This is a genomic window from Caballeronia sp. M1242, assembly GCF_017220215.1.
Classification (GTDB): domain Bacteria; phylum Pseudomonadota; class Gammaproteobacteria; order Burkholderiales; family Burkholderiaceae; genus Caballeronia.
Genome location: NZ_CP071130.1, coordinates 1076395 through 1099874 on the forward strand (window position 1 = coordinate 1076395; position 23480 = coordinate 1099874).

20 protein-coding genes are annotated in these 23480 nt (G+C 61.7%); 4 read left to right on the plus strand and 16 right to left on the minus strand.

Annotated elements, in window-relative coordinates:
* Positions 1-81: 81 nt before the first annotated feature.
* The 9 genes from JYK05_RS18430 to JYK05_RS18470 form a co-directional block, all read right to left on the minus strand.
* The gene (locus JYK05_RS18430) at positions 82-1116 is read right to left on the minus strand and encodes a LysR family transcriptional regulator (RefSeq protein ID WP_206468734.1); all 1035 of its coding nucleotides are present in this window, start codon (positions 1114-1116) and stop codon (positions 82-84) included.
* 172 nt (positions 1117-1288) lie between these two features.
* On the minus strand, positions 1289-1768 hold the full coding sequence (locus tag JYK05_RS18435; RefSeq protein WP_206469654.1) for a carboxymuconolactone decarboxylase family protein: 480 nt from the start codon (positions 1766-1768) through the stop codon (positions 1289-1291).
* 164 nt (positions 1769-1932) lie between these two features.
* Positions 1933-2853, minus strand: a complete 921-nt coding sequence (locus tag JYK05_RS18440) for an RNA polymerase sigma-70 factor (protein WP_175942196.1) — start codon at positions 2851-2853, stop codon at positions 1933-1935.
* 34 nt (positions 2854-2887) lie between these two features.
* Entirely contained in the window at positions 2888-3886 is a 999-nt protein-coding gene (locus JYK05_RS18445; RefSeq protein ID WP_206468735.1) for a bestrophin family protein, read from the minus strand.
* Positions 3887-4082: 196 nt separating this feature from the next.
* Positions 4083-4652: a YbhB/YbcL family Raf kinase inhibitor-like protein gene (locus JYK05_RS18450; RefSeq protein WP_206468736.1), complete on the minus strand. Its 570-nt coding sequence runs from the start codon at positions 4650-4652 to the stop codon at positions 4083-4085.
* Between the two features lie 74 nt (positions 4653-4726).
* Entirely contained in the window at positions 4727-5659 is a 933-nt protein-coding gene (locus tag JYK05_RS18455) for an MBL fold metallo-hydrolase (protein ID WP_206468737.1), read from the minus strand.
* A gap of 608 nt (positions 5660-6267) precedes the next feature.
* Positions 6268-6402 (minus strand): hypothetical protein, encoded by a 135-nt coding sequence (locus tag JYK05_RS26530; RefSeq protein ID WP_256443406.1) that lies wholly within the window; start codon positions 6400-6402, stop codon positions 6268-6270.
* A gap of 47 nt (positions 6403-6449) precedes the next feature.
* Complete coding sequence (locus JYK05_RS18465) at positions 6450-7157, minus strand: SDR family NAD(P)-dependent oxidoreductase (RefSeq protein ID WP_175942200.1); 708 nt, start codon at positions 7155-7157, stop codon at positions 6450-6452.
* Positions 7158-7548: 391 nt separating this feature from the next.
* On the minus strand, positions 7549-8571 hold the full coding sequence (locus tag JYK05_RS18470) for an MBL fold metallo-hydrolase (protein ID WP_206468739.1): 1023 nt from the start codon (positions 8569-8571) through the stop codon (positions 7549-7551).
* A 685-nt stretch (positions 8572-9256) separates the two neighbouring features.
* On the opposite strand from JYK05_RS18470, the gene JYK05_RS18475 reads away from it, so the two are divergent.
* The 3 genes from JYK05_RS18475 to JYK05_RS18485 all read left to right on the plus strand — a co-directional run bounded on the left by JYK05_RS18475 (position 9257) and on the right by JYK05_RS18485 (position 16060).
* Positions 9257-12952: a patatin-like phospholipase family protein gene (locus JYK05_RS18475; protein WP_241269947.1), complete on the plus strand. Its 3696-nt coding sequence runs from the start codon at positions 9257-9259 to the stop codon at positions 12950-12952.
* Positions 12949-14826, plus strand: coding sequence for a hypothetical protein (locus tag JYK05_RS18480; RefSeq protein WP_206468741.1), 1878 nt, complete (start codon positions 12949-12951; stop codon positions 14824-14826). Before JYK05_RS18475 ends, JYK05_RS18480 begins: the two co-directional genes overlap by 4 nt.
* A gap of 109 nt (positions 14827-14935) precedes the next feature.
* The gene (locus tag JYK05_RS18485; RefSeq protein ID WP_206468742.1) at positions 14936-16060 is read left to right on the plus strand and encodes a hypothetical protein; all 1125 of its coding nucleotides are present in this window, start codon (positions 14936-14938) and stop codon (positions 16058-16060) included.
* 632 nt (positions 16061-16692) lie between these two features.
* Here JYK05_RS18485 and JYK05_RS18490 read toward each other — a convergent pair.
* Positions 16693-17943, minus strand: a complete 1251-nt coding sequence (locus JYK05_RS18490; protein ID WP_206468744.1) for an NAD(P)/FAD-dependent oxidoreductase — start codon at positions 17941-17943, stop codon at positions 16693-16695.
* A 127-nt stretch (positions 17944-18070) separates the two neighbouring features.
* Here JYK05_RS18490 and JYK05_RS18495 point away from each other — a divergent pair, with 127 nt between their 5' ends.
* A complete protein-coding gene (locus tag JYK05_RS18495; RefSeq protein WP_206468746.1) occupies positions 18071-18814 on the plus strand; it encodes a class I SAM-dependent methyltransferase in 744 nt (247 codons plus the stop codon).
* 57 nt (positions 18815-18871) lie between these two features.
* Here the strand turns inward: JYK05_RS18495 and JYK05_RS18500 are convergent, their stop codons facing one another.
* Genes JYK05_RS18500 through JYK05_RS18525 form a run of 6 tightly spaced genes read right to left on the minus strand, consistent with a single transcriptional unit; the run spans position 18872 to position 23480 of the window.
* Positions 18872-19306 (minus strand): excinuclease ABC subunit A, encoded by a 435-nt coding sequence (locus JYK05_RS18500; RefSeq protein WP_175942209.1) that lies wholly within the window; start codon positions 19304-19306, stop codon positions 18872-18874.
* 24 nt (positions 19307-19330) lie between these two features.
* On the minus strand, positions 19331-19756 hold the full coding sequence (locus JYK05_RS18505) for a hypothetical protein (protein ID WP_206468747.1): 426 nt from the start codon (positions 19754-19756) through the stop codon (positions 19331-19333).
* 40 nt (positions 19757-19796) lie between these two features.
* A complete protein-coding gene (locus JYK05_RS18510; RefSeq protein ID WP_206468748.1) occupies positions 19797-21044 on the minus strand; it encodes a beta-ketoacyl synthase in 1248 nt (415 codons plus the stop codon).
* Positions 21041-22267: a beta-ketoacyl-ACP synthase gene (locus JYK05_RS18515; RefSeq protein ID WP_206468749.1), complete on the minus strand. Its 1227-nt coding sequence runs from the start codon at positions 22265-22267 to the stop codon at positions 21041-21043. Before JYK05_RS18515 ends, JYK05_RS18510 begins: the two co-directional genes overlap by 4 nt.
* Positions 22267-22992 (minus strand): 3-ketoacyl-ACP reductase FabG2, encoded by a 726-nt coding sequence (locus JYK05_RS18520; protein WP_206468751.1) that lies wholly within the window; start codon positions 22990-22992, stop codon positions 22267-22269. Before JYK05_RS18520 ends, JYK05_RS18515 begins: the two co-directional genes overlap by 1 nt.
* On the minus strand, positions 22989-23480 hold the full coding sequence (locus JYK05_RS18525) for a beta-hydroxyacyl-ACP dehydratase (RefSeq protein WP_206468753.1): 492 nt from the start codon (positions 23478-23480) through the stop codon (positions 22989-22991). Before JYK05_RS18525 ends, JYK05_RS18520 begins: the two co-directional genes overlap by 4 nt.

Sequence of the window (23480 nt, forward strand, 5' to 3'; positions counted from 1 at the left end):
CGGTGTTTGCATGACTTCCCCTCCACCACCGTGTCAAATGACACCTGGTTCGACTGAGTAGATGGCGAAATGTCCAAAGTACTAGCCTGCTTCAATGTGCCGGTTAGCTGCGACGCTTGGTCGCGCGCGTGCTTCGTGACTTAGCGGAGGTGAGCAACCGAGATCGAGTGCGCGAACGTGTTCCGTCATGTAGTCAACGAACACGCGAATGCGCGCGGGCAAGTGCTTTCGACTGAGATAGCACAGGTAATGTCCGCGATCGCTCGGCGAAAATTCCGTCAGACAGGATACGAGGCGGCGATCGCGTAATGCTTCGCATACCTGATAACCTGCAAGCTGTGCCAAACCCTGCCCCGCATGCACGGCTTGCAGAGCCAGTTCGGCGCAGTTGAACGTGTGCCGGCCCGCGGGCACGAGCTTCTGAGTACGCCCCTCGACACTGAATTCCCATTCCGCGATACGGCCCGACGCCGTTCGCAAGTTGATGCAGCGATGCGCGTGCAGTTCCGCTATATCGCGCGGCAAGCCATGCATGCGCGCATAAGCGGGCGATGCGCAGACGAGCAATTGCATCGGTATCAGTTGCCTGGCGATAACCTGACTGTCCTCCACGCGCCCATCGCGGAAGGATACATCGATGCGGTCCGAAGTGAAGTTAGCCGGATGATCGCTCAACAGCAATTCGACCGTGATTTCGGGGAACGCTTCGTTGAAGCCGCGCATGAGCGGCGCGACGATCGCGCGACCGAAGCTCGTCGTCGAACCGATGCGCAGGTGCCCGCGCGGTGGTCCGTCGCGCAGGTCGCGCATGTCCTCGAATGCCTGCACGATACGTTGCACGCCGGGATGACAGTTCTGATAGAAGAGTTCGCCTTCGCGAGTCAGCGATGTGCTGCGCGTCGTACGCAGAAAAAGCCTGGCATTGAGTTGCGCCTCGAGCTTCTGCACGTTGCGGCTGACGGCCGACCGGCCGATACCGAGCCGGTCGCTGGCTCGTGCGAAGCTGCCTTCGCTGACCACCGCGAGGAAAGCGACGACGCCTGCATAGCTCTTGGCGAAGCTGCTGGCAAGCGAGTCTTCGCCGCCGGGACGAAAAGGGGTTTGCGTGTCGGACATGATGGCTCGCGTCGAGTTGATACATGCTGATAAGACGTTCGACGCGAACACATTGTGACGCGGCCGCTGCACTTTCCGCAGTCAAGGCCGCGCGTAGGACCCATGCATTATTTCACTGGGCGAGGTGCCTACTACAGCTGGCATTGCGGCCGACAGAATGGACGTCGTTCAATCACGAGAGGTCCGCCTTCTCAAGCCCGAACGCCGCGTCCGACGATCCCGGCACAGTGCGGAAAGCGACATTCACGCGATTCCAGCCGTTGATCGCCATGACATGAAACGTCAGGTTCGACAACTCCTGGTCTGTGAACTGCGTTTTAACTTGCTCGAAGACATCGTCCGGCACGCCGTCCGCCGGCAGCTTTGTGAGGATTTCGGTCCATGCGAGCGCGGCGCGTTCACGCGGCGAGAATAGCGTCGACTCCCGCCAGATGGCCACGTGATGCAGCCGCAGTTCGCGCTCGCCATGAATCCTTGCTTCCTTCACGTGCATGTCGACGCAGAACGCGCAGCCATTGATTTGCGATGCCCGCAGCGATGTCAGTTCGCAGATCGACGCCTCGATACCGCTTTCCTTCACCGCCAGACCAAACGAAACAAAGCGCTTGAATAGCTCGGGTGATTGTTGAACGTAGTTGATGCGTTGAGTCATGGTTGCTCCAGCGAGGTGAGCTGCGCGTGCGCCGCGCGGGCGGGGCGGCGAGATGCCGTACACGACGATGTTAGTTATCGCCTCGCGGTGCCGGAAGCTACGCATCGCGGCTCACTGCGTTGATCCCGTGACACCAATGCGGTGTCGCGAGTGCGCGAGAGCCGTCAGCAGCCGCCAAAAGCGTTGGCGAGCCTCACCAGCTTGTCGGGATTGCGCTGCACGAGAATGCGCACGATGCGCTCGCCGTCAGTTTCATACGACTGGGCCGATTCGAGCTTTCCCTCGATGAATCGCAAGAGCGCCCATTGCCCGTTAAGTACGGCCAGTTCCATGCGCAGATTTGTCTTGAAGCGTAGCTGCGATGCATAGAAGAGCTGCGCGATGCGCCTGCCGCCCTCCATCGGCTTCGGAAAGCTCGGCACGCGGCCCCCGCCGTCTCCGACAAGCACCGCATCCTCCGCAAGCAGCCCTTGGATGGCTGCGAAATCGCCATGTTCGAGCGCCCGCGCGAATTGCGTCAGCAAGCGCAGATGAATCTCGCGCGGCACCGTGATGCGGGCACGGCCTTCGCGCAGCTGCGTCTTTGCGCGACTAACCAGTTGACGGCACGCCGCCTCGGACTTGTCCAGCGTCTTGGCGACTTCGCCGTAATCGACATCGAATACTTCACGGAGCAGAAACGCCGCGCGCGCGTCGGGACTCAGCCGTTCCAGCAGCATCAGGAAAGCAACCGAAACGTCGTCGGCGCGCTCTTTAATTTCTTCAGGCGTAACGGGCTCATCGAGCGCATCAGGCTCTGGCAGCCAGATCCCCGCATAACGCTCGCGCTGCAGCTTCGCCGCCCTCAACCTGTCGATCGACAAGCGCGTGGCAACCGCGACGAGCCATGCCTCCGGATTCTCGATGTCCGCGCGCGACGCGGCATTCCAGCGTAGCCACGCATCCTGCACGACGTCTTCGGCTTCAGCGACCGATGCAAGCATGCGATAGGCGATCCCGTACAGCCGTTTGCGCAACGCGTTGAACGAACGCGTGGCGTCGTCGGTATCGTCGGGAGCCGGGCCGGCTGAAACCGCCTTGTTCATGGCTGTCCTCGTCTATTCCACTGGTTCGGTCTTGTCAGAGCGCGATCATCTCCGGTTCGACGTGCCTGACCGTCTCGCCGAGCATCGCGCGAAGATCGCTCTCCAGGGCCGCGCATAACGTCGAGATAGGCACATCGTTCGCGCTGCCTTCGAACGGATTCTCCGTGCTTTCGCCGACCTGTGCCAGCGACGTGTACATCCACGACACGATCACGCTGAACGGCACGGCGAGCCAGACCATATTGCCGTGCATCGGCCCGCTCACGACGTCGTTGAGTCTGTCGAACTCCTGCAACAAGCCGAACGGAAACAACAAACAGAAAAACCGCACGAACAGCGCGCTGATTGTTGCGTACTGACGGGGGTAAGGATAGTTCTTCAGCCGTTCAGCGTTCGCCTGCAGTTCGATGAATTCCCCGATTCCGCGCTGTAGCTCGAGATAGAACGACACATTAAGCTGGCCGGCATCATGCAGCCCCTTCAGGTAATGACTCTGCATGCTGATGATCGCGGCCGTTGATGATGACGACGCAAGCGCGCAGGCCGTTTCCGACGGAGATAGATATCGTGCCAGTACCTCGTCGAGCGCTTGTTCCCATTCGGGCACATGATATCGGCGCCGGTACTCCAGATTGAAGGATCGGCTCATGCCTTCCCACATTCGGGGACTGCGCAGTTGATAGCGCAACGCGGTGAGCCAGGCGAGATGCCGGAAAATGAGATCCCTGCCGACATCTCGCTCATTCGGAAGCGTGCATGCTATTTGGCCCCACCGGCGGCTCGCTCCCACGATGCTCGTCCAGACCATCTGCGCATCCTGCGCGCGGTTATATGTCTGCACGTTCTTGAAGCCGACGATAAATGACGTCGCTGTTCCCAACAGCACGACTATGGTGAGCGGCACCGACAGCCACGTCATCGACGCATACTTGTAGAGAATCACCGGCAGCGAGCCGCACACGAGCAGCGCATAGATCTGCCTGCGCGTCCAGAAGAGGAACTCCGTTAGCCGATAGGATCTGCCTAGATGCATAGCGCGTGCTTTCGTAGGGCTCGTATGAGTCATCGGTCAAAGACCGTGTTGTCTCCTCTAAGACGTGCGACGACCGCCATCTGTGACACGGACGATAAATTTTTTTCTTCGCACGAAACCGGCGCCTGTCCTTCAACGAAGGAGCGATGCGCCGAATGGCGGGATGTCGAAGAGCGACGTCCCGCCACTTTCGCGCTTACTCAGCCGATCGGCGATAGCGCGCCACATAGTGCGCCTCGCCGATGACTTTGCCGTGCATCTGATAGGCGACGAGTGCCGGACTGGACTTCGCGTCGACGCCGAGGCTGGGCACCGCCAATGCAGACGCCGTCACGATGTAGCGATGCGATTCGCCTTGCGGCGGGCACGGGCCGCCATAAGCGGAGGCACCGAAATCGGTCAGCGTCTCGACGGCGCCTGCCGGAAGCAAATCGACATGGCCCGAAGCACCCTTCTCGATCGATGTTTGCGAAGGCGCGATGTTCACGACCTGCCAGTGTCTCCAGCCGAGGCCGCCCGTGGGCGCGTCCGGGTCGTGTAGCGTGATGACGATGCTCTTGGTTCCTGGCGGAACATGAGTCCACGAGATACGGGGCGACACGTTTTCACCGTGACAGCCGAATCCACCATACACCTGTTCGTTTTCGAACCGGCCGCGTTCGAGGCCATCGACGCGAACAGCGAACGGAGCCGCCGCTGCGACGGCGGGCAGCATGGCCAACAGTGACATGCAGCAGACGGCTCGCAGGAGAGCGTTGAGTTTCATATCGAATCCATCGTGTAGAACCGGAGGAGCAGACGCTCGTTACGAGCGCCCGAAGGTCTCGTCGTCGTTCAGCCTCAATAGTCCCACTGAACGGGCACGAAACGGAAACCGTCATTGGTCTTGGCAACGTGACCGATGGAGGGGAATGCGACATGGGCCGCAGCCAGCAGCGCGCCACTCTCGGCGGCTTCGTTCAACAGCGCGAGCCGCACATCGACGGCCGCTTCGGGATCGTGCTCGAAGCCGTTTTGCCAATCGGGATTGTCGAAATTGACTTCGAACACGGCATCGCCGACGAACGTCAGCTTCTCCCCATTCGATGCGACATCCACCACGCAATGTCCCGGCGTATGGCCACCGGTGACGCGTGCGGAGACGCCGGTTGCGACTTCCACCTCTCGGTCGAACTTCACGATGTTGTCTCCGTAAAGCTCCATGAACGTCGCTGCTGCCTTGCGCAGCGCGGGAGGCACCGCTTCGGGCATCACGGTCTTGCTGAAGTCGGGGCTTTTCCAAAACGCCACTTCGGCGGCTGACACGTGAATGCGCACGTCGCGGCGCAGCTTGGCCTTCACTCCATCCACGTTCAGCCCGCCGACGTGATCCATGTGCATGTGCGTGATGACGATATCCGTTATAGCGGCCAAGTCGATGCCCGCCGACTCCAGACGCATGACCGACTTACCGGCACGCGAGAAGTACTCGAAACCGTCGCCTACGCCCGAGTCGATGAGGATCAATCGTTCGCCGCTGCGCACGAGCGCGATGTTGAGCGCCCAATCGAACATGTCGCGCTGCAGGAAACGTCCGTCGAACCATTCGTTGCGCTGCGCTTCGCTCACATTGGTCGACATGGTCGATGTCGGCAGGGGCAAGACGCCGTCGCTGATCAGCACGACGTCGACATCGCCCACGCGCACGGCGTAACGGGAAGGCACGAGCTCACCGGAACCCCTCTTGCCGATCGCTTGAGTAACGGGCTGCACGTTGCGGATTATTGCGCTCATCTTGGATGTCCTGGTGATTGAGAGAGATTGGGCCGCGCTAAGCGGCGCGGTTCGCTAGCACCATCACGATGCCGCACGCTTCGTTCTGCTTTCGTTTTTACGACGCGTCTCGCGGATTGTAGTCAGGGCTCGAGGACACCAGTAGCGTCGCGGAGGCGTACACCGTGTTGTCTGTCTGGCGACACTCGGCGATGCAGAAGGGATGGAAATGGATGAGCGGGAACCCAGTCGAACGTGATTGGAATAGCCGATGTCTTCACGTAACGAGTCAGCTCGCCCGCCACCAACCGAGTCGAATCGCGCATACGTGGCGCGGCTCCGTCTTGTTTGGATTGATCGCGCGGCTGTTGAATTGCTGCCCCGGCGTATGAGGACAGAGAGCGCAAGCAAATTGAGCGGCTGTTAAGAAGCGGAAGGTAATCGTTCTGTATGTGGAAATGCCGGGCGGCCTCGGCAAACTCATACCGCTCTCGCCGAAAATGGTTTGCGACGTATCGCCGGCACGAGGCGCTTAGCGATACATCTTCAATGCCGATCAAGAGTCCAACGCACCAGCCCGAGCGCGGCGATCGCGATACTCGGACAGCGGCAGTCTGCCTTGTCCAATGTCATCGATCTTTGCCGATCTTGTTAGAAAGCAGGTCGGCGATCCCTTTGTACACGGCCGCCTTCTGTTTGCGAGTCGTGCGCTCTGCGCCGGGAGTGGTGCCATCACGGGTCACTAGGATGTTCACAATCGGCATACGGTGCTCTCCTGATAAGGGAGGCGCCTCACGCGCCTCCTCGCAACTCAACGCCCGGCAATGAGGCCGCCATCGACGTGAAGAATTTCGCCCGTCGAAAACACAGCGTCCTCCAGATAGAGCACCGCGCGAACAATGTCCTCCACCTCGCCCAGCTTGTTCATGGGATGGAACGCCGCTAGCTTTTCCACCATATCCGGATCGTGCATGGGCGTCCGGATGACGCCCGGAGCCACTGCGTTCACGCGGATACCGCGGGCGGCGTACTCGATCGCCATGCTCTTGGTTGCAGAGTTCATCCCGCCCTTCGTCAGCATGGCGATGAACGCTGGAGAACGCGAGCTGGCGAACTCCGCCGTAGAGGCCGTGATCTGGATAACGTGTCCGCTGCCCTGCTTCAGCATGACTGGAATGACCTGCTGTGTAGTAAAGAAGAAGCCGTCGAGGTTCGTCTTCATCTTGAGCCGATAGTCCTCTTCGGTATAGTCGGTGAACGGCTTGCCGATGAAGATGCCCGCGTTATTCACCAGCGTGTCGATGCGACCGAACTTGTCGAGGGCTGCGGCGACGAGACGCTTGCCTGTCTCCGGGTCGCCGATATCGCCGGCGATGGTCAGAACGTCCGGATCGGCTGACGGCTGAATGGAGCGCGACGTGGCAACAACGCCATAGCCCCGAGCGCGAAAACCGTTGACGATGCCCTCTCCCATGCCCTGCGAAGCGCCGGTGACAATTGCGACCTTTCTTTGACTCATGACATCTCTCCTGGCTATTGGTTGCGCCCGAGTGCCGTTGGCATCTCGTGGCATGGACAACAGGTTATCGTTGGAGAGTGGGAAAGAGGAGTCGCTTTCCTTGCACAGCGGCTGATGAAAAATGCACAGAGCGCGACTGATAGCAGATGCGGGTCTGTTCACCCGCGGCCGCCTTCTTAGCTTGCTCGGGAAGGGAACGCACAACGACTCATCGGTCAGTTCGCCGCTGTCCTTGGGAGCGATCGAGCAGACGAAGGGCCCGCTCGCGGGCGGCAGCCGCTCGTCTCGAGCAGGGGCAAACTGCAAAGCGTCGAGCGGCTGCCGCAGTGCGGTTAAGCACGAACGCCAATGCCTGATCGAGCAGTATGAGCGAGGCTCGCCTTAACCGTCGTCACTGCCGCTTTTCGCAGCCTGGCCCCGGACCCTGATAAACGTCGACAGCAGACGTCTCGTCGAATAGCTTAACCTTCTGTTCGCCCTGCACAACGCCCAAGCGGACGTTATCGCTTCTGAGCCGTTCCCGTATATATCGCAACGTCACGTTGGCGCCGGGCAGAGCAGGCAGCTTCTTCGAAAGCGGGACGAAAAAGTTGTCCCAGTGTACCGGGATAACGAGCGAGGGCCGCGTGCAGCCGATCACGTTGTCGTAGTAGCGCTGGTGATAGTCGATGCTTCGCGTGCCGATAGCCCCGATGGAGAGAAACACGACCTCGGCGTGAACGCAATGTAGCGCACCTCGCTCATAGTTCGCCGATGGCACCACTAAAATGCGATGGCCGCGATGCGTGATCAGAAGGTTATACGTTCCTCCTTCGACATACGCTCGTTCTCGCTGCGGTTGCGGTAGAGGCGCGCAGATCTTCTCGCCTAGGTTGTCATTCACGAACGGAAATGGCGGAGAATGCTTAGAAGGAATAGGCGTCACTTCGAATTCGCCCAGCTTGACCGGTTGCCGCGGTGCGAAGAGCTTGATCTGGTCGTCCCGAAGCTTCGCACCGAGGCCGATATAGCGCGTACTTTCCGTGCCGTAAAGCGGCGCTTTGGTCCACTGCGCGATGAAGCCCGCGTCGAACGCATGGTCGTAGTGCGAGTGCGTGACGAAAATACCTTTGACGCGGTCGGCCCTCGCTTCTTTCAGAATACGAATGACTTCCTTGCGGTCCGTCTTGATCCGCGCGAACCTCACTTTTGTGATCGGCAGTCGCGAAAGAAAGGCATCCACGAGAATCTGCGTAGTGCCGTCGTCGAAAAGTAGAGTCGTGGTGCCGAGATAGGTGACGGTGATCGTGCCGGGCGGGGTATCGCCAGCGAACATCGGAAGACGCTCATTCTCAAAAGCGCCGAGCGATATCGCTTGCGCACCCGCGCAATAGATCACGGACGCGAACATTCCGGTCATCAGCGGAAACTTCATCGGCGCCTCCAAGACCGTCGTCGCCAGGTCCTGTCGACGTCCTGCCGCAAGAATCGCTGTCTACATCCGCGGCGCGTGGAACTCTCGTCTAAGGCCTGGCCACCAATCCAGAAAAAGCGTAGGCACTCCCGAGAGCCCACACAAGCGTTCCTTAAGCGTAGTAGATCTATCTAAAAGTACACGCTTCGCGTTTCTACTGATTGCGAGCGGAATGCCCGGCTCTCTCTTCAGAGGTTTCATTCGATGAACGCGATGTTGAACGGGCTCTCCAGAAACTCCGCGGAATGTGGGGTATCGCACGCTTGAGCCTTTTGCCCGAGTGCCGACCATAGCGCTTAGGGGTTGAAACCAGGCTTTCCGCCTCCTATGATCTAGCAGATCACAGCGCGAGGTATCGCTGATGTCGAAAGGCCCGTCATCTGCATCCGCGTCCCAATGCGTCGGACTGCATAAGGAGTTGACATGTCGCGGTCACTACAGCATTCCTCGTTCTGCACCCTCCTCGCCATGCGATGGGTCCGCAAGCTGCGTCTGCGACAGTTCTCCCTCCCAGCCTGACTTGATCTAGCCCGGCGCCTCTCGCGCCAGCTGATTCGTTTCGACCCATTCCTCGTCTGCGAGCGGCCTCGCCGCGCGCCTCGGCGTCGACATCGACATTGAATTGAGATTCCGATGGGAGGCGCCCATGTTCGTCAAGCCGCGTCACGAGGAAAGGCCGAAGCGCGAATTCGATGCGCCGAAAGCGCTCGCGCACTGGATCAGCAAATCGCCGCGCGATCCGCTGGATGTAGTCGCATCGAAGGTCCGGGGCGCCAAGGTTCGCCACTCGAAAGCCAGGTCCGGGTTCCGGCTTCGGTATTTGTTCGTCGAATTCAGCGAAAAAATGCAACTGCGCGACGGCTGCGTGTACATCGGCAGGGGCTATGCGTTAGCCTCGAAACGGCGAGTCACCGAATTCGTCCGGCACTGCTACAAAGATGATTATCGGTCGCACCTCATCCGCGCACTGAGCAATTGGGATGCGCTTAAAGACTCAAAGACGCCAGGCGCGGCAGATCAGTTCACGGTGACGGAAACCGAATTCGGTTCTTTCCTCGAAGTTCACCTCCAGCGACTGGAGAGGTGCGTGAAGACTTGGTTCCGCCCACGCCGCAACGCACCTGGCATACAGACCAACCCCAAGATCTCGGTGTATGCAGGCCTGCCCGACGACATCAAGCTAATCGTCCTGTACCTCGCCTTTCGTCTCCAGCCGAGCTACTGGCGCGGACTGCGAGATCTGGTGTGCACGCTGGACTGGCAACATTTTGCCCGCGTGCTTAGAAATCCCGCGCACGTCCCCGCGTGCCGCCCCAACGAGAAACGCACGGTAGACGAGTTGCGGCAGGTGCTCGCACGGCCAGTTCGTATTCACGTCTGCAGATTCTTTCAGCAACAGCCGATGGTGGCACACCGCGCGCTTGCGCAGGAGTACGAATACATCACGGGCTGTAAGCTCGGCCTGAAGCCATCCGGCTCTATTCAGGATAAGATGCTGGGCCACAAGGACGGGACGGGCTCAGGCCTGAGCGCGATCTGTTTGTCCGGCGGCGGCATCCGAAGCGCATCGTTCTGTCTGGGCGCCATTCAGGCACTTTGCTGCAAAGAAAAGTTTGGCAGTTTCCATTACATGTCGACGGTATCGGGCGGTGGTTATATCGGCACCGCGCTGATCCGCTGGATGGCCGCCAAAGTACGTGACGATGGGACGACGCCTCAACGCGCAGTGGACTTCGCGCAGACGGAACTTGCGAACCTGCGCTGTGCGGACTACGTCCAGCACCGCATGACCGGGATCGACTTCGAGCAGGAAGGCCCGCTCACATGGCTTCGCATGAACAGCAACTATCTGGCGCGCCAGCTTTCGCTCTTTTCCGCCGATGCTTGGACGGTCGTGGCCACGTACCTCAGAAACCTCGTCATCGTTTGGACAATCTTCTTCCCGTGGATCGCTGTCTACGTCATGCTGCCCTGGACGGCGGTATGGCTCGGGCAGTTTCAATTGATTCAGTTCGGCCCCGTCCCTGTTGCCATTGGCGTGGTTGGCAGCGTACTAGGCGTTCTCGGCGCGAGCTATTTCTTTCAAGGGGAACCTGGCGCCGTAGAGAAAATCTACGCCAACCATATTCCCTTCCCTCGCCGCAGCGGCGACGCGCGTGCCGCCTGGGGCGCGCTACTGCTGGTCATGGCGTGCTACAGCCTATCCGTCACCTTATGGTCCGAAACCGACACGCTGAGCGAAGCTGAACGGTCGGCTGCATGGCCCTCGCTGATGCGGTACGGGTACGTGGTTACAGCCATCGTAGTCACGCAGATGACTCTGGCCGAACGCAACATCGACCACAAACGATGGAGCGGACGCGTCATGTTAGGTGCCGCTCTTGTCGGGAGCGTCGTGCAGATAGCGCTTATCGTGTGGATCCGCTGGGGCCTGCATCGCTGGCCACCGATCATTGCGGAGAAGGAGCTCGGCACGCTCATCGATTTGCCCTTATCGGCCATGAGGTGGCGCGCCGAGCGAACCGACGCTTCCTTGCCCAGCCATCTCCTGACGCTTGGCTCGACCATACGCGCGCTCGTCACGCCGCCCTTGCTGCTCGTCGCCCTGCTGCTAGGTGAAGGCATGAAAGCGGCGGTCCGCTCGTTCACTGAAACCCCCGACCGGCGTGAGCACCAGGCGCGTGCGCATGCGTTTTCCTTCATGCTGGCGACCGCATGGATCGCTGGATCGATGCTCGTGATCGGGGTGCCGGCGCTGCTTACCTACTTCGGACCATCGACGCCGGCGGTGACAGCCGCCGGCAGCGCGGTGTCCGTTGCGGCGAGCGCGTGGTTCGGCTATCGCAAGTCGAGTCCCGGCAAGCCCGAAGCGCGCACCCCGATCAGCCTCAGTCTCGTGGGTGCGGCGAGTCTGACGCTGCTTGCGATCTTCGTGTCCATCGGCGCGTGGAAAGTCTTCGAGTTCGTCTCGACCGACAAGGATTGGACCCATCCGGTCCGATGCGAATGCGCGAAACTCGATGCGACGTACAGGCTTGCCCAGACGCCGACGCGAATCAATCGCCCGGGCTTCAGCACGCCGGTCGACGAAAGCATGTGTGCGTTGACGGCCAATCAATGCATTGACCGCACCTTTACCTCGTATTTCGATGACTTTATCAGTGCGTTCAAGTGGACGCGCGTATTGAAAGTGCTTGCAAGTCTCGCGGCAGCGGGCGCGACGCTGTACGGGCTGAGCTTCATCGTCCGCATGAACGAATTCAGCCTGCACGGCTTCTATCGCGACCGATTGATACGCGCCTTTTACGGCGGATTCCGCGCATTCAAGATGCCCCGCGCGCCCGCTCTCTTTACCGGCTTCGACCCGAACGACGACCTGTCTTTCTATAAGGCGCGAGTACTCTATCCGGCATCGTCCAAGAAGATGGCGGGCACCAGTCCGGCGAAACCGCCGTTCCTCGTCGTCAACACCGCACTCAATCTCGTCAAGGGCAACGAGCTCGCCTGGCAGGAGCGCAAAGCGGACAGTTTCACGCTGACCGCCCTTCACGGCGGCAACTACCGGCTGGGCTATCGCCGGATACGCTGTTTCGCGGGCGGCGTGAAGCTCGGCACCGCGATGGCCATTTCGGGGGCGGCCTTCAATCCCAACATGGGCTACAACAGCAGCGCGCCCATGGCGTTCCTCATGTCCGTGCTCAACGTCCGCCTGGGGTGGTGGCTCGGCAATCCCAAGTTCAAGGAGTGGCAGAAGAAGGATCCCTCGTGCTCGAGTTGGCGGCTCCTTCAGGAAGCCGCCGGAGAGACCACCGACACGAGCGACTGGATCCATCTTTCCGATGGCGGCCACTTCGACAACCTGGGTCTCTGGGAAATGGTGCATCGGCGCTGCCGCCGGATCCTGGTTCTCGATGCTAGCCAGGATGGACGCTTCACCATGGAAGACTTCTATTCCGCCATTCGCAAGATTCGCATCGACATGGGTATCGTGATCGAAGAGGGCGACGCCCCGGTTCTGCTCTTCCCGCGCTCGGCTCGCGCGAGCGGCATGTACTTCGCGCGCTTCGTCATCCGGTATTCGCGAGCGAATTGCGGCGCGTCCAGCGCTGAACTGGACGGCGAACTTGTCTATATGAAGCCTTGCATCTACGGCAACGAGCCGCTCGACATCCGCCAATACGCGGAGAAGCATCCGGATTTTCCGCACGAATCGACAGCCGATCAGTTCTTCAACGAGTCCCAGTTCGAGAGCTACCGCAAGCTCGGCGAATGGGAAATGAAGAAACTGCTGTGCGAATGCCCCGACATCTGGAGCGCCCCCCAAGTCGTGAAGAAAACATGAGCGCTGTTCGTCGCTGCGCGGCCGGCATGCTGTTGCGCTTGCTGATGCTGCCACTTTCAATCGCCAGCGGTGCGGCTTGGGCGCAGGCGGCCTCCGATGTCGGCGCGACCCTGCGCTGGCCCCCTGCGTCGTCGCCTAGATGGATCTGCTGGGCCGATCCGCAAGGCCACTGTACCCACTCCGACTGCAAGCGCCGCGGTGACTGCAGGGCGCATTGCACGAGAATCGGATACTGCCGATCGCAGCCCGTTAGTACTGCGATCGATCAATGCGCGAACGGAAAGATGCCGTGCACGCCGCTCATGCTGCATCGCCGACTGAGCAGGCTAGGATGCGATTTTGATCTCGACGCGTTCTGGGTCGGCGACGACGCGAAGCCAGTGCTTGCTTCGCCCAGCGACAACTTCGCCCATACTGCCGAGCCGCTCCCGCCCGGCAGGGCGCCGCTGTCGTGGTCGACGCCCACATGCCGCCTGCACGAGCGCGGTGGCATCGAGGCCGAGGTCAAGAATCTCCCCGGGCACGAACAGTCGCTGGACGCCCGCCATGCTGCCTATGCGGCCTTGCTCGCGCGTGGCTGCAATGTCGATCCGCGAAGGATGGGGCTCGACGGCACGTACGACAGCGTAACGTTCTATTGGCCGGATAAGCCGACACAGGTCGACGAATTCGGCGTGGCGAAGCAGCCTCTGCTGACGATCGAGTTTGTGGGAGGAGAGACGGTTCCGCCCTCGGGGTCCCCACCTGTCGCACCTGTCCCACCTGTCAAACCGTTAAGCGGCGAATGGCCGGCCTGCTCGGCGCTTGCACAGCTGCGCGACGCGAAGCTGCTTGCACTTTGCATCAATGAAAACGCGGGCGGCAATGTGCGCTTTCGTTTCACCGATCCTCGCGTCGAGTCGGACCCGCCCACTCAACGCGTGCTTCTGCTCACGACGGACAACGACGGTCAGCCGCCCCCGGCCCCCGGGCCCGCCGGCCCCCTGCGCCACCGGAGCCGCCCGCGCCGGCTCTTTCCGTTCCCGCCACGGTCGGATCGGTTGGCTTCGGCGCCTTCCTCGCAGCGTTCGCAAAGTGGCTGCTCAGCCGCTTCGCCAAACGGTCGCAAGACGGCTCGGAGGCGGAGTTCGCCGCCCACGAAACGCAGGACGTGCATGTGTCCGTCGGATTCCTCGAACGCCCCAGAGTGCGCCGCCGGTCGCAGCGCCGAGACTGAACATTGGGAGAACAGGACCATGATCACGACGAAGAGTGCCCAAACCCCCGTTCTGCCGCGTCTGATTCCGCCTGAGCCGACGGTGGCGTGGTTCCTGGGTGATCTTATTCCGGACAGGCTGTGGGCGGATTTCGACATTGGCAGCGTGAAAAGCCAGCCGGTCTCCGCGATTCAGACAGCCTTGTTCGCGCACGGCGGCCGGGCCGCGTGGCTCCGCTTCATAGAAGAGACACGTGCCGCCCTGCCTCGACTCTTTCAGGTGTCGCTGTTCGACATGATCTCGCATGCTGTCTACGGAGACACCATATGGCCAAGCGAAATCATGCTGCACTGCCGCCCGGTTGTGGCCGTTCATGCGGGCGGCCGGCCGCTGCGACCTGCCATCGTGCTGAACTGCCACGCGCGCCTGTTATTCGTTTGCTCCGGCCAGACAATCAAGTCGACGAGCGGTTACGTGCTGGCAGACGCCGAATTCGTGCTTCGCCATGAACGTCGCCGCGTGATCGACATGCCGGGCAGACGCTACTACGTGCCCGTGCCGTTCGCGCATGGCCACGGCACTGCGATGCCGCGAGACGCGTTCGCGAGATTTGGCGCGCCGCGCCCCCGGCCACCCGCCGCCCAGCACGCCGCACCGCAAGCTCCAGGCTCGGCCTGAGCACGGCCGAACGCAGTAGCCTCGTGCAGACGTGCATTCTTGCATCGCGTTGAGCCGGGCCATCGAGCCCAATAAGACTGTCCAACATTCAAGCCCAAGGAGAAGTGCGATGACGCCGTCCCGCTACATACTGCTTTTGGCGCTCTTGACGCTCGGCGCCTGTAAATCCGTGGTCGGACCGCAGACCTTTCATGACACCGCAGGCGACACTCAGCTCACCGGTGCAACGGCGGACGTGCGGTTCATTCTCGCGCACCCGGGGAGCAACGTTGATCCGCAGCATGCGAACTCCGACCACGGCCCGAACGGCGGCCATTACAACGTCTGCGCCGAGCCGAGCCCGGACGTCGCCAAGGCCATTTCACAAGCCATTTCCGAGAACGCCCAAGCCACCATCCAGGGCCTGAAGACGTTGGGCGATTCGGCATCGATCACGGGCAAGCAAGCGTTTTCGCTGCAACAAAACTCCGCCGTCGCGGAACTTGGTCGACGGCTCGCAACCACGCAATTGTTGCGCGACGGACTGTATCGGCTGTGCGAAGCCTTCTCCAACGGGGCGATGAACAAGTACGAATACGCACTGGTCTTGAGCCGCTACGGCGACACAATGGTGACTTTGCTGTCGATCGAAGCCCTCTCCGGGATTTCGGCCAATCAGACCGCGGCGAAGCTAGACTGGAATCCTAATCCGCTCGTCAAGGACGTAACGCCGCCGGCCAGCGACACGGCGTCACCGGCAAAAGACGCCGCCAAAAACAGCGCCGGCGATGCGCCGAAGACGAACGCGCACGACGCGACAGATACGGTCGTTGGGAGCAAGCACGTCGGCGGACGCGCGCCGATGTGGCCTCCCGCCGATCTGTTCGCAGGCGGAGTCATGAAAGTCGCCGATCACACCGTTGTTCCAGCCGACGGCAAGCGAGCCGCGCCCGGTCGAGGCTCAAAAGCGAACACCACGGCCGGCGCGACGGCGAGCCGCTCCAACGACGGACCCGATTCGTTGAAGGACGATGCTGCCAAGGCTGTCGTGATGATCCAGCAACGGTACCTGGAACAATCGAGATTCGCGCCGTTTCTCGTGGTCTGCACGGCGGCGCTCAGTGATGCGCAGATGATGGCGATACCGGCGGATTCACAGCGTCCTTCGACCATTGCAGAAGTATGCTCCAGGAACATGGACGCATTGCTGCGGGTCGTTCTTCAGCCCCCCTCGATGTCCGGCACCGCTCGCTGAGAGGTTCAATGGTGCCCTTAGAGGGATTGACGGCCACTCGCTTGCGCTCTTGCCCCAACTCGACCATCTGGCTTTAGGGGCGGCCGAGTCCGCCCCGAGTCGACTGAATTGAGCGCTGGCGTTCAGTTGCTCTGCTTCTTCTGCACTGCTTCGATCGGCGTCAGGAAAGACTTCGAACCGACGTGGATCTTAAGCCGTCCTTCGCAGGCAGAGACGACGGCACATAATGCGCGTCGATGAATCGCGACATCTGCACGATTGCTTCTATTAAGCGCGATCCGTGTTTGAATTTCTTCGCGTCGAGAAAGGCCAGAATCATCGGCGTACTAATGTCGGCAAACTTCTCTCCGTCGGCCGTGTTCCTCATTATGTCTCTCGCTCGACGTTCAAGCGCCGAACGCAGCAGGATCGCGCGTCGAAGCCGGAGGATTTTGTGGTCGATCACGCGGTTGAATCAACCGATTCGCGCGCCTGCGCATTCGGCGGTACCGGGCTGTTGACGTCGAGTGATTCGACGTTTCTAGCGGCGCCCTCGCCTGAGTTGCCCTAGCCTATTTCATTCACACCCGCCACGTCCAGGTGCCCGCGCAACCGGCTAATGAAATCGGAGAGCTTGGCGCCTTTGGCCTCATTCATGAACCAAGCTGCATGCACGCGGCATGCAGGATATCGAGCCGTCGCGCGGCATCCGCGACATACGGATTCGTCTCGTCCCACGCATACCCGGCCAGCACCGCGCTGACCATGCGTCGGATCACGGGCGTCTGATTCGGCGCGAAGATGATGTCCTGCAACTTGCCCGAGTACCAGCGTTCAACGAATGCGCGAAACGTGTCGATGCCACGGCGCAACGGCACGTCATAGTGCGCGTGCCAGTCGATGGCTTCGCCGTTCAGTTGACGGTTCAGAGTGTGGACGGCGAGATGAGCCGAACGCAGCGCAATGGTGACGCCCGAAGAAAACACCGGATCGAGGAATTCACCGGCGTTGCCGAGCAGCGCATACCCCTCGCCGTGCAGCGCTTCGACGTTCGCGGAATAGCCGCCGATATGCCGCACCGGCATCAAGAAAGGCGCATTGCCGATCAAGCGGTTCAGCGTCGGTTCGCTCTGAATCAGCGAACGCAGCTTCTGCTCGCGCTCGGCTTCATCGATGTCGAGAAACGCCGCTTCGGCCACGCAACCCACCGACGACCGCCCATTCGCGAGCGGGATCATCCAGTACCACACGTCGCGATGCTCGGGATGCACGGCCACGGTGATCTTGTTGCGATCGTGCGCCTCGACCGGAATGCCGTCGCGGACATGCGTGAAGATGGCCGCGCGCGTGGCAAGGCGCGTCGGCGCTTCGAGGTTGAGAAGCCGTGGCAGCACGCGTCCGAAGCCGCTTGCGTCGAGCACGAAGCGCGCGTGCACTCGATACTGCGTGCCGGCTTCGTCGACGACATCAAGCACCGGCGCATCGCCCGTCTTCATGGCCAGCACCGTGTGACCAAAGCGCACGTCGGCGCCCTGCTCCATCGCACAGCGGATGAGCAGGTCGTCGAATACGGCTCGTTCGACTTGATACGTCGTGCCCCATCCGTCTGAATGCTTGTCGCGGAAGTCATAAGCCGCGGCCTGATCGCGATACACGAATTGCGCGCCGTTCTTGTACTGAAAGCCCGCTTCGACGACCGCGCGCAGCATGCCCGCCTCCTCGAGATACGCCATGCTTTGCGGCAAGAGACTTTCGCCGATCGAAAAGCGCGGGAAATGCTGGCGTTCGAGTACCAACACGGATCGACCGGCTTTACGCAGCAGCGCGGCAGCGACCGCGCCCGACGGTCCCGCGCCGATGATGGCGACATCGACTACAGCGTTCATCGAACTTTCTTTGTTCATCTTCTACTTCCTTTCGTCGCACGCGGCAACGTATTGCAAACACGACACATGTCCCGCGCATCACCGATTACAATCACGCGCGGACCATCCTTCAATAACACCAAACACTTCTTTACCGGATTCAATCGTGCAGTTGACCGAAACATCGAATGTGCCATTCGTTCCCGAGACTTCTTTCGGCGTCTGGTTTCTGCGCACGCATACGTGGGAGCATCACGTGCTGCGCGTCGCCATCAACGACCTCAAGCGCCTCATCGACTCTCCGTTGCCGGCGGCGCCCGTGATCGTCGATGTCGGCTGCGGTCAGGGCTTGTCGTTCCGTCTGCTTGCGCAGGCGTTCAAACCGCAGCGCATCGTCGGCATTGACTTCCACAAGCCGTCGCTGGCGCTTGCGGCCCAATCCGCGCAAGTGTGCGCGCAGCGCCCCGATACCGCCGCGACGGAAATCGAGTTGCTTCATGGCGATTGCGCGAATCTTCCGCTGCAGGACGCGAGCGCCGATATCGTCTTCTGTCACCAGACGTTTCATCACCTCGTCGAACAAGAACGCGCGCTCGCCGAATTCCGTCGCGTACTCAAGCCAGGCGGCGTGCTGATGTTCGCCGAATCGACCGATGCCTATATCAAGTCCTGGGTCATCCGGCTGCTCTTTCGTCATCCGATGCAAGTACAGAAAAGCGCCGACGGCTATCTCCACATGATCCGCAACGGAGGCTTTAGCTTCGAACCGCACAACGTTTCGCTGCCGTATCTGTGGTGGAGCCGCGCGAAAGACTTTGGCCTGCTCGAACGCATCGGCCTCTACACGCCGAAGCCCGGCAAGCGGCGCGAAACCCTTGTCAACGTCGTCGCAAGAAAGACCACTGATTGACGACATGACGAGCGAGCGGCGCATACATCGAGGCACGCGCCGCTTCTCGCTTTCGCCTCAGTTCTTCAGCTTGACCACTTCGCCCTTCAACGCGACGCCTGCAATCACCGCGCCCGCGCCGCATGTGAACTCCGTCGCGCTCTCGCGCTCCACGTTCTCGTAGTTGCTCTTGATATTGATGACCGCGTCGCCGCCTTCCTTGCGGGCGCGCTCCTGCAACTCCATCACGGCCGAAAGAAATACGTGCTGGCAAGCGTCCTTGTCGCTCTTGCCGAACGCGTTGGTCTTCTTGTTGGTCGCGAACACACCGAGCGATTTCACCACCGCCGGATGCCCTTGCCCCGCGAAATAGAGCGGAATGTCCTTGCCGACCTTGTCGGGTTCGCTGACCAGCGCCGGTGCGACGGGATAGATCCGGATCGTGTTGCGCGCGAACGCTTGGGACGAAAGCAGCATCGTGGCGAGTGCCGCGAAAACGAAGAGACGCTTCATGTTTTCCAAGTTATTGATGATGGCTTATTCGACGTCCAGCTTCACGAGATCGCCGCGCACGGCGAGCGTCGAGCCGTTATTGCTGGAGCCACAGATGAACTCAGTCTCCGACGTGGTCTCGGTGTGCTGGAAGCGCGTCCTCACGTTGATCACGGCGTCCGCGTGTTGCTCGCGCGCATAGTCGCGCAACTGATCCAGCGCCTTGGCGAGCGCGATGTTGCAGGTCGCATCTTGGCCGTCCATCGTGCGGGCCACGCGTACCGCGACTTCCTTCTTGCCGAGCATCGTCTTGACGTTCGCGTGCTTCTGGTCGCCGAAATACAGCGCGACGTCCTTCGCGCTTTGCGTCTGCGTCGCTTGCGGCATCGGCAGCGAGCGGACTTGCGTCGTACAGCCTGCTTGCGTGATGAACGCGCCAGCCATCATCGTCAGAACGATTATTCTTTTCATAGTGCGGTTTCGTTTTTGTGTGGTTATGAATGGGTGCCCGTTATGCGCCGACGGGCAGCGGCTGGAATCTTTCGAACACGAGGCTCGCGGAACTGCCGCCGAAACCGAAGGAGACCGACATCGCGCGCTCGATGCGCGCCTCGCATGTCTCGCGCACGAGCGGCATGCCAAGCGCGAGCGGTTCAGGCGAGCCGGCCGTTCGCGTGCACGCGATGAAACCGTCGCGCATCATCAGCAACGTGTAGATCGCCTCATGCACGCCGCTTGCGCCGAGCGGATGTCCCGTCAGTCCCTTCGTCGACGAGAATGGCGGCACGTTCGCGCCGAACACCGTCTGCAATGCGCGCAGTTCTTCGGCGTCGCCGAGCGGCGTGGAAGGCGCGTGCGTGTTGATGTAATCGGGCGATGCGCCCGCTTGGTCCAGCGCCATGCGTAGCGCCCGCGCGATGCCGTGCGAATGCGGCGACACCATGCCCGCGCCATCCGTGCTCTCGCCGAAGCCTGTCAGTTCCGCGTAGATGCGCGCGCCGCGCGCAAGCGCGTGGTCGAGCGCTTCGAGTACCAGCACGCCGGCGCCCGAGCCGATCACGAAGCCGTCGCGCGCGCTGTCGTAAGGGCGCGAGGCTTGCGAAGGCGTTTCGTTGAAGCCGCGCGACAACGCGTGCATCGCGTCGAACATCAGCGTCATGTTGTCATGCAGGGCCTCGCTGCCGCCCGCGAGCACGATCTGCTGACGTCCGGTCTGGATTAACTGCATGGCTTGTACGATGGCGAGCGCAGATGTCGTGCACGCCGACGAAGGCGAATACGCGACGCCCTCGATCCCGAACGCCTGCGCGACATTCGCGGATGCGGTGCTGCTCATCGCCTTCGGGACCGTGTACGGCGGCGTCCTTTCGATGCCGCGCGTCACCGCGATATTGAGCGCCGCGTCGTACTCGGCCATCGCGCCGACGCCTGAGCCGATCACCGCGCCGACGCTCGGCGAACGCAGCACGGCGTGATCGAGCCGCGCGTCGTCGATGGCTTTGCGCGCGGCGTGGCACGCGAAGCGCGCCGTCTCGCCCATGAAGCGTTCGAGCTTGCGATCGAAGGGCGGCTCATCTGCCACCGACGCCACCGCCGCCACCTGCGAGCCAAAGCCTCGCTCGCGCCACGCATCGATGCGCGTGATGCCGGAACGCCCTTCCCTCAAGGCGGCGCTGACCGTGTCGAGCGCATTGCCCAGACACGATACGATGCCCATGCCCGTCACGACGACGCGCTGCATGCCTCGCGCCCGGTTCATCGAACGCGCCGGAAAATGAGCGACGTATTGATGCCGCCGAACGCAAAGTTGTTGCTCATCACGTATTCGGCGTCGATCGTGCGTGCCGCGCCCGCGATGTAATCGAGCGGCGCGCAGGCGGGATCGACTTCGGTGAGATTGAGTGTCGGCGCGTACCAGTTGCGCTTCATCATTTCGATGGTCCACCACGCTTCCAGCGCACCGCACGCGCCGAGCGTGTGTCCGACGTAGCTCTTGAGCGAACTGATCGGCATGCGCTCGCCGAAGGTCTGCGCGGTCGCATGACTTTCCGCGACGTCGCCGCGATCAGTGGACGTGCCATGCGCGTTCACGTAAGCAATGGCCTGCGGATCGAGCCGCGCGTCGTGCAACGCGAGCTGCATGGCGCGCGCCATCGTGCTGGCAGTCGGCTGCGTCATGTGCGCGCCATCCGAGTTGCAGCCGAAGCCGACGATCTCCGCATGAATGGTCGCGCCGCGCGCCACGGCGTGCTCGTAGTCTTCGAGCACGAGCGTCGCCGCGCCCTCGCCGACAACCAGTCCGTCGCGTTTCGCATCGAACGGACGCGGCGTGAGATGCGGCTCGTCGTTGCGCGTGCTCGTCGCGTAGAGCGTGTCGAACACGGCGACGGCCGGACCCGACAGCTCTTCCGCGCCGCCGGCGAGCATCATCGTCTGCTTGCCCGTGGCGATGGCTTCATACGCGAAGCCGATCGCCTGACTGCCCGACGCACACGCCGACGATGTCGGCAGAATGCGGCCTTTCAGGTCCCAGAAGAGGCCGACGTTCACGGCCGTCGTGTGCGGCATCATCTGCACGTAGCTGTTCGACGTGACATCGGTCATCGAGCCGGTTCGCAGCATGGTGCCGAACGCGCGAATAGGCTCGACCGATCCCGAGGACGATCCGTATGCGACGCCCATGCGTCCGTCGCTGATCGACGCATCGCCGTCGAGGCCCGCATCCGCCAGCGCCAGTTCGCTCGCGCGCACCGCGTACATCGAGACGATGCCCATCGACCGCGTCTTCTTGCGCGGCCAGGCCGACGGCTGCTCGAACGCGGGCAGCGGACACGCGAGGCGCGTATGCAGCCCTTCGAAGAAGTCCCACTCGGGCATGCGGCGCACCGCATTGCGGCCAGTCTTCAGCGCGGCTTCAATTTCATTCCACGAACTGCCGAGCGCGGTGACGCCGCCCATGCCCGTAACAACGACGCGCTTCATCAGATCATCCCGCCATTCACGCCGATCACCTGGCGCGTCACATAAGAAGCCGCATCCGACATGAGGAAGCCGACGACAGAGGCCACTTCGTTCGGCTGCCCGACGCGATTCATCGGCACCGTCTTCAGCGCATGTTCGACGGGAACGTCGTCGAGCATGCCCGTATCGATCAGTCCCGGCGCGACGCAGTTCGCCGTGATGCTGCGCGATGCCAGTTCGACCGCGAGCGCCTTAGTCGCGCCGATGAGACCGGCTTTCGCCGCGCTGTAGTTCACCTGTCCGCGATTGCCCATCACGCCGGATACCGACGCGATCGTCACGATACGGCCGCCCTGTTTCGCGCGCACCATCGGCATGGTGAGCGGATGGATCACGTTGTAGAAGGCGTCGAGCCCCGTTTCGATCACGACGTCCCAGTCTTCGTCACTGAGCGCCGGAAACGCCGCGTCGCGCGTCACGCCCGCGCTGCATACGATGCCGTAATACGCGCCGTGCGCGGCGACGTCGGATTCGAGCGCTTCACGGCACGCGGCGCGGTCGCGCACGTCGAACTGCACGACGCGCGCCGTGCCACCCTGCGCGACGATGCCCGCCGTCACCGCTTCTGCTTCGGCGCGTCCGCTGCGGCAATGCACGGTGACGGCAAACCCGTCAGCCGCCAGTTGATACGCAATCGCCCGGCCAATGCCGCGGCTTGCGCCCGTTACGAGAACTCGCCGGCTCATGAACTGAGGCTCCCTTCGATGAATGTCTGAAAGTCGTGTGGTTGAAAGACCTTGATGACGGCTTCTGCGCAACGGTCGCCGTCATGGTCGATCGTGCATTCGTACGCGCCGTGGCCCTCTTCGCTGCGCAGCACTTCTTCCGCGCGAATAGCGAGCCGCGCATCGCGCGAGAAGGCGCTGACATGCGCACGATAACTACGCGTGCCGAGCAGCACGCCGGGACGCGCGCGGCCGCCCGCGCGCATCGCGACGAGCGCGACATGCGCGGCGACGGCCTGCGCCATCAGTTCGATGCCGATCCATGCGGGCATCGCGCCGTGTTCGTCCGCATACCAGGCGTCGGCGCGCACGGTGGCGAGCGCGGTGAGCGCGGCGTCGCTGCACGTAATCACCTCGTCCACGAGCAGCATCGTGCCGCGATGAGGAATGATCCCTTCGATCGCCGGAAACGGGCCGCCGTGTTCGTTTATTGAGATGTGTCCGGTCAT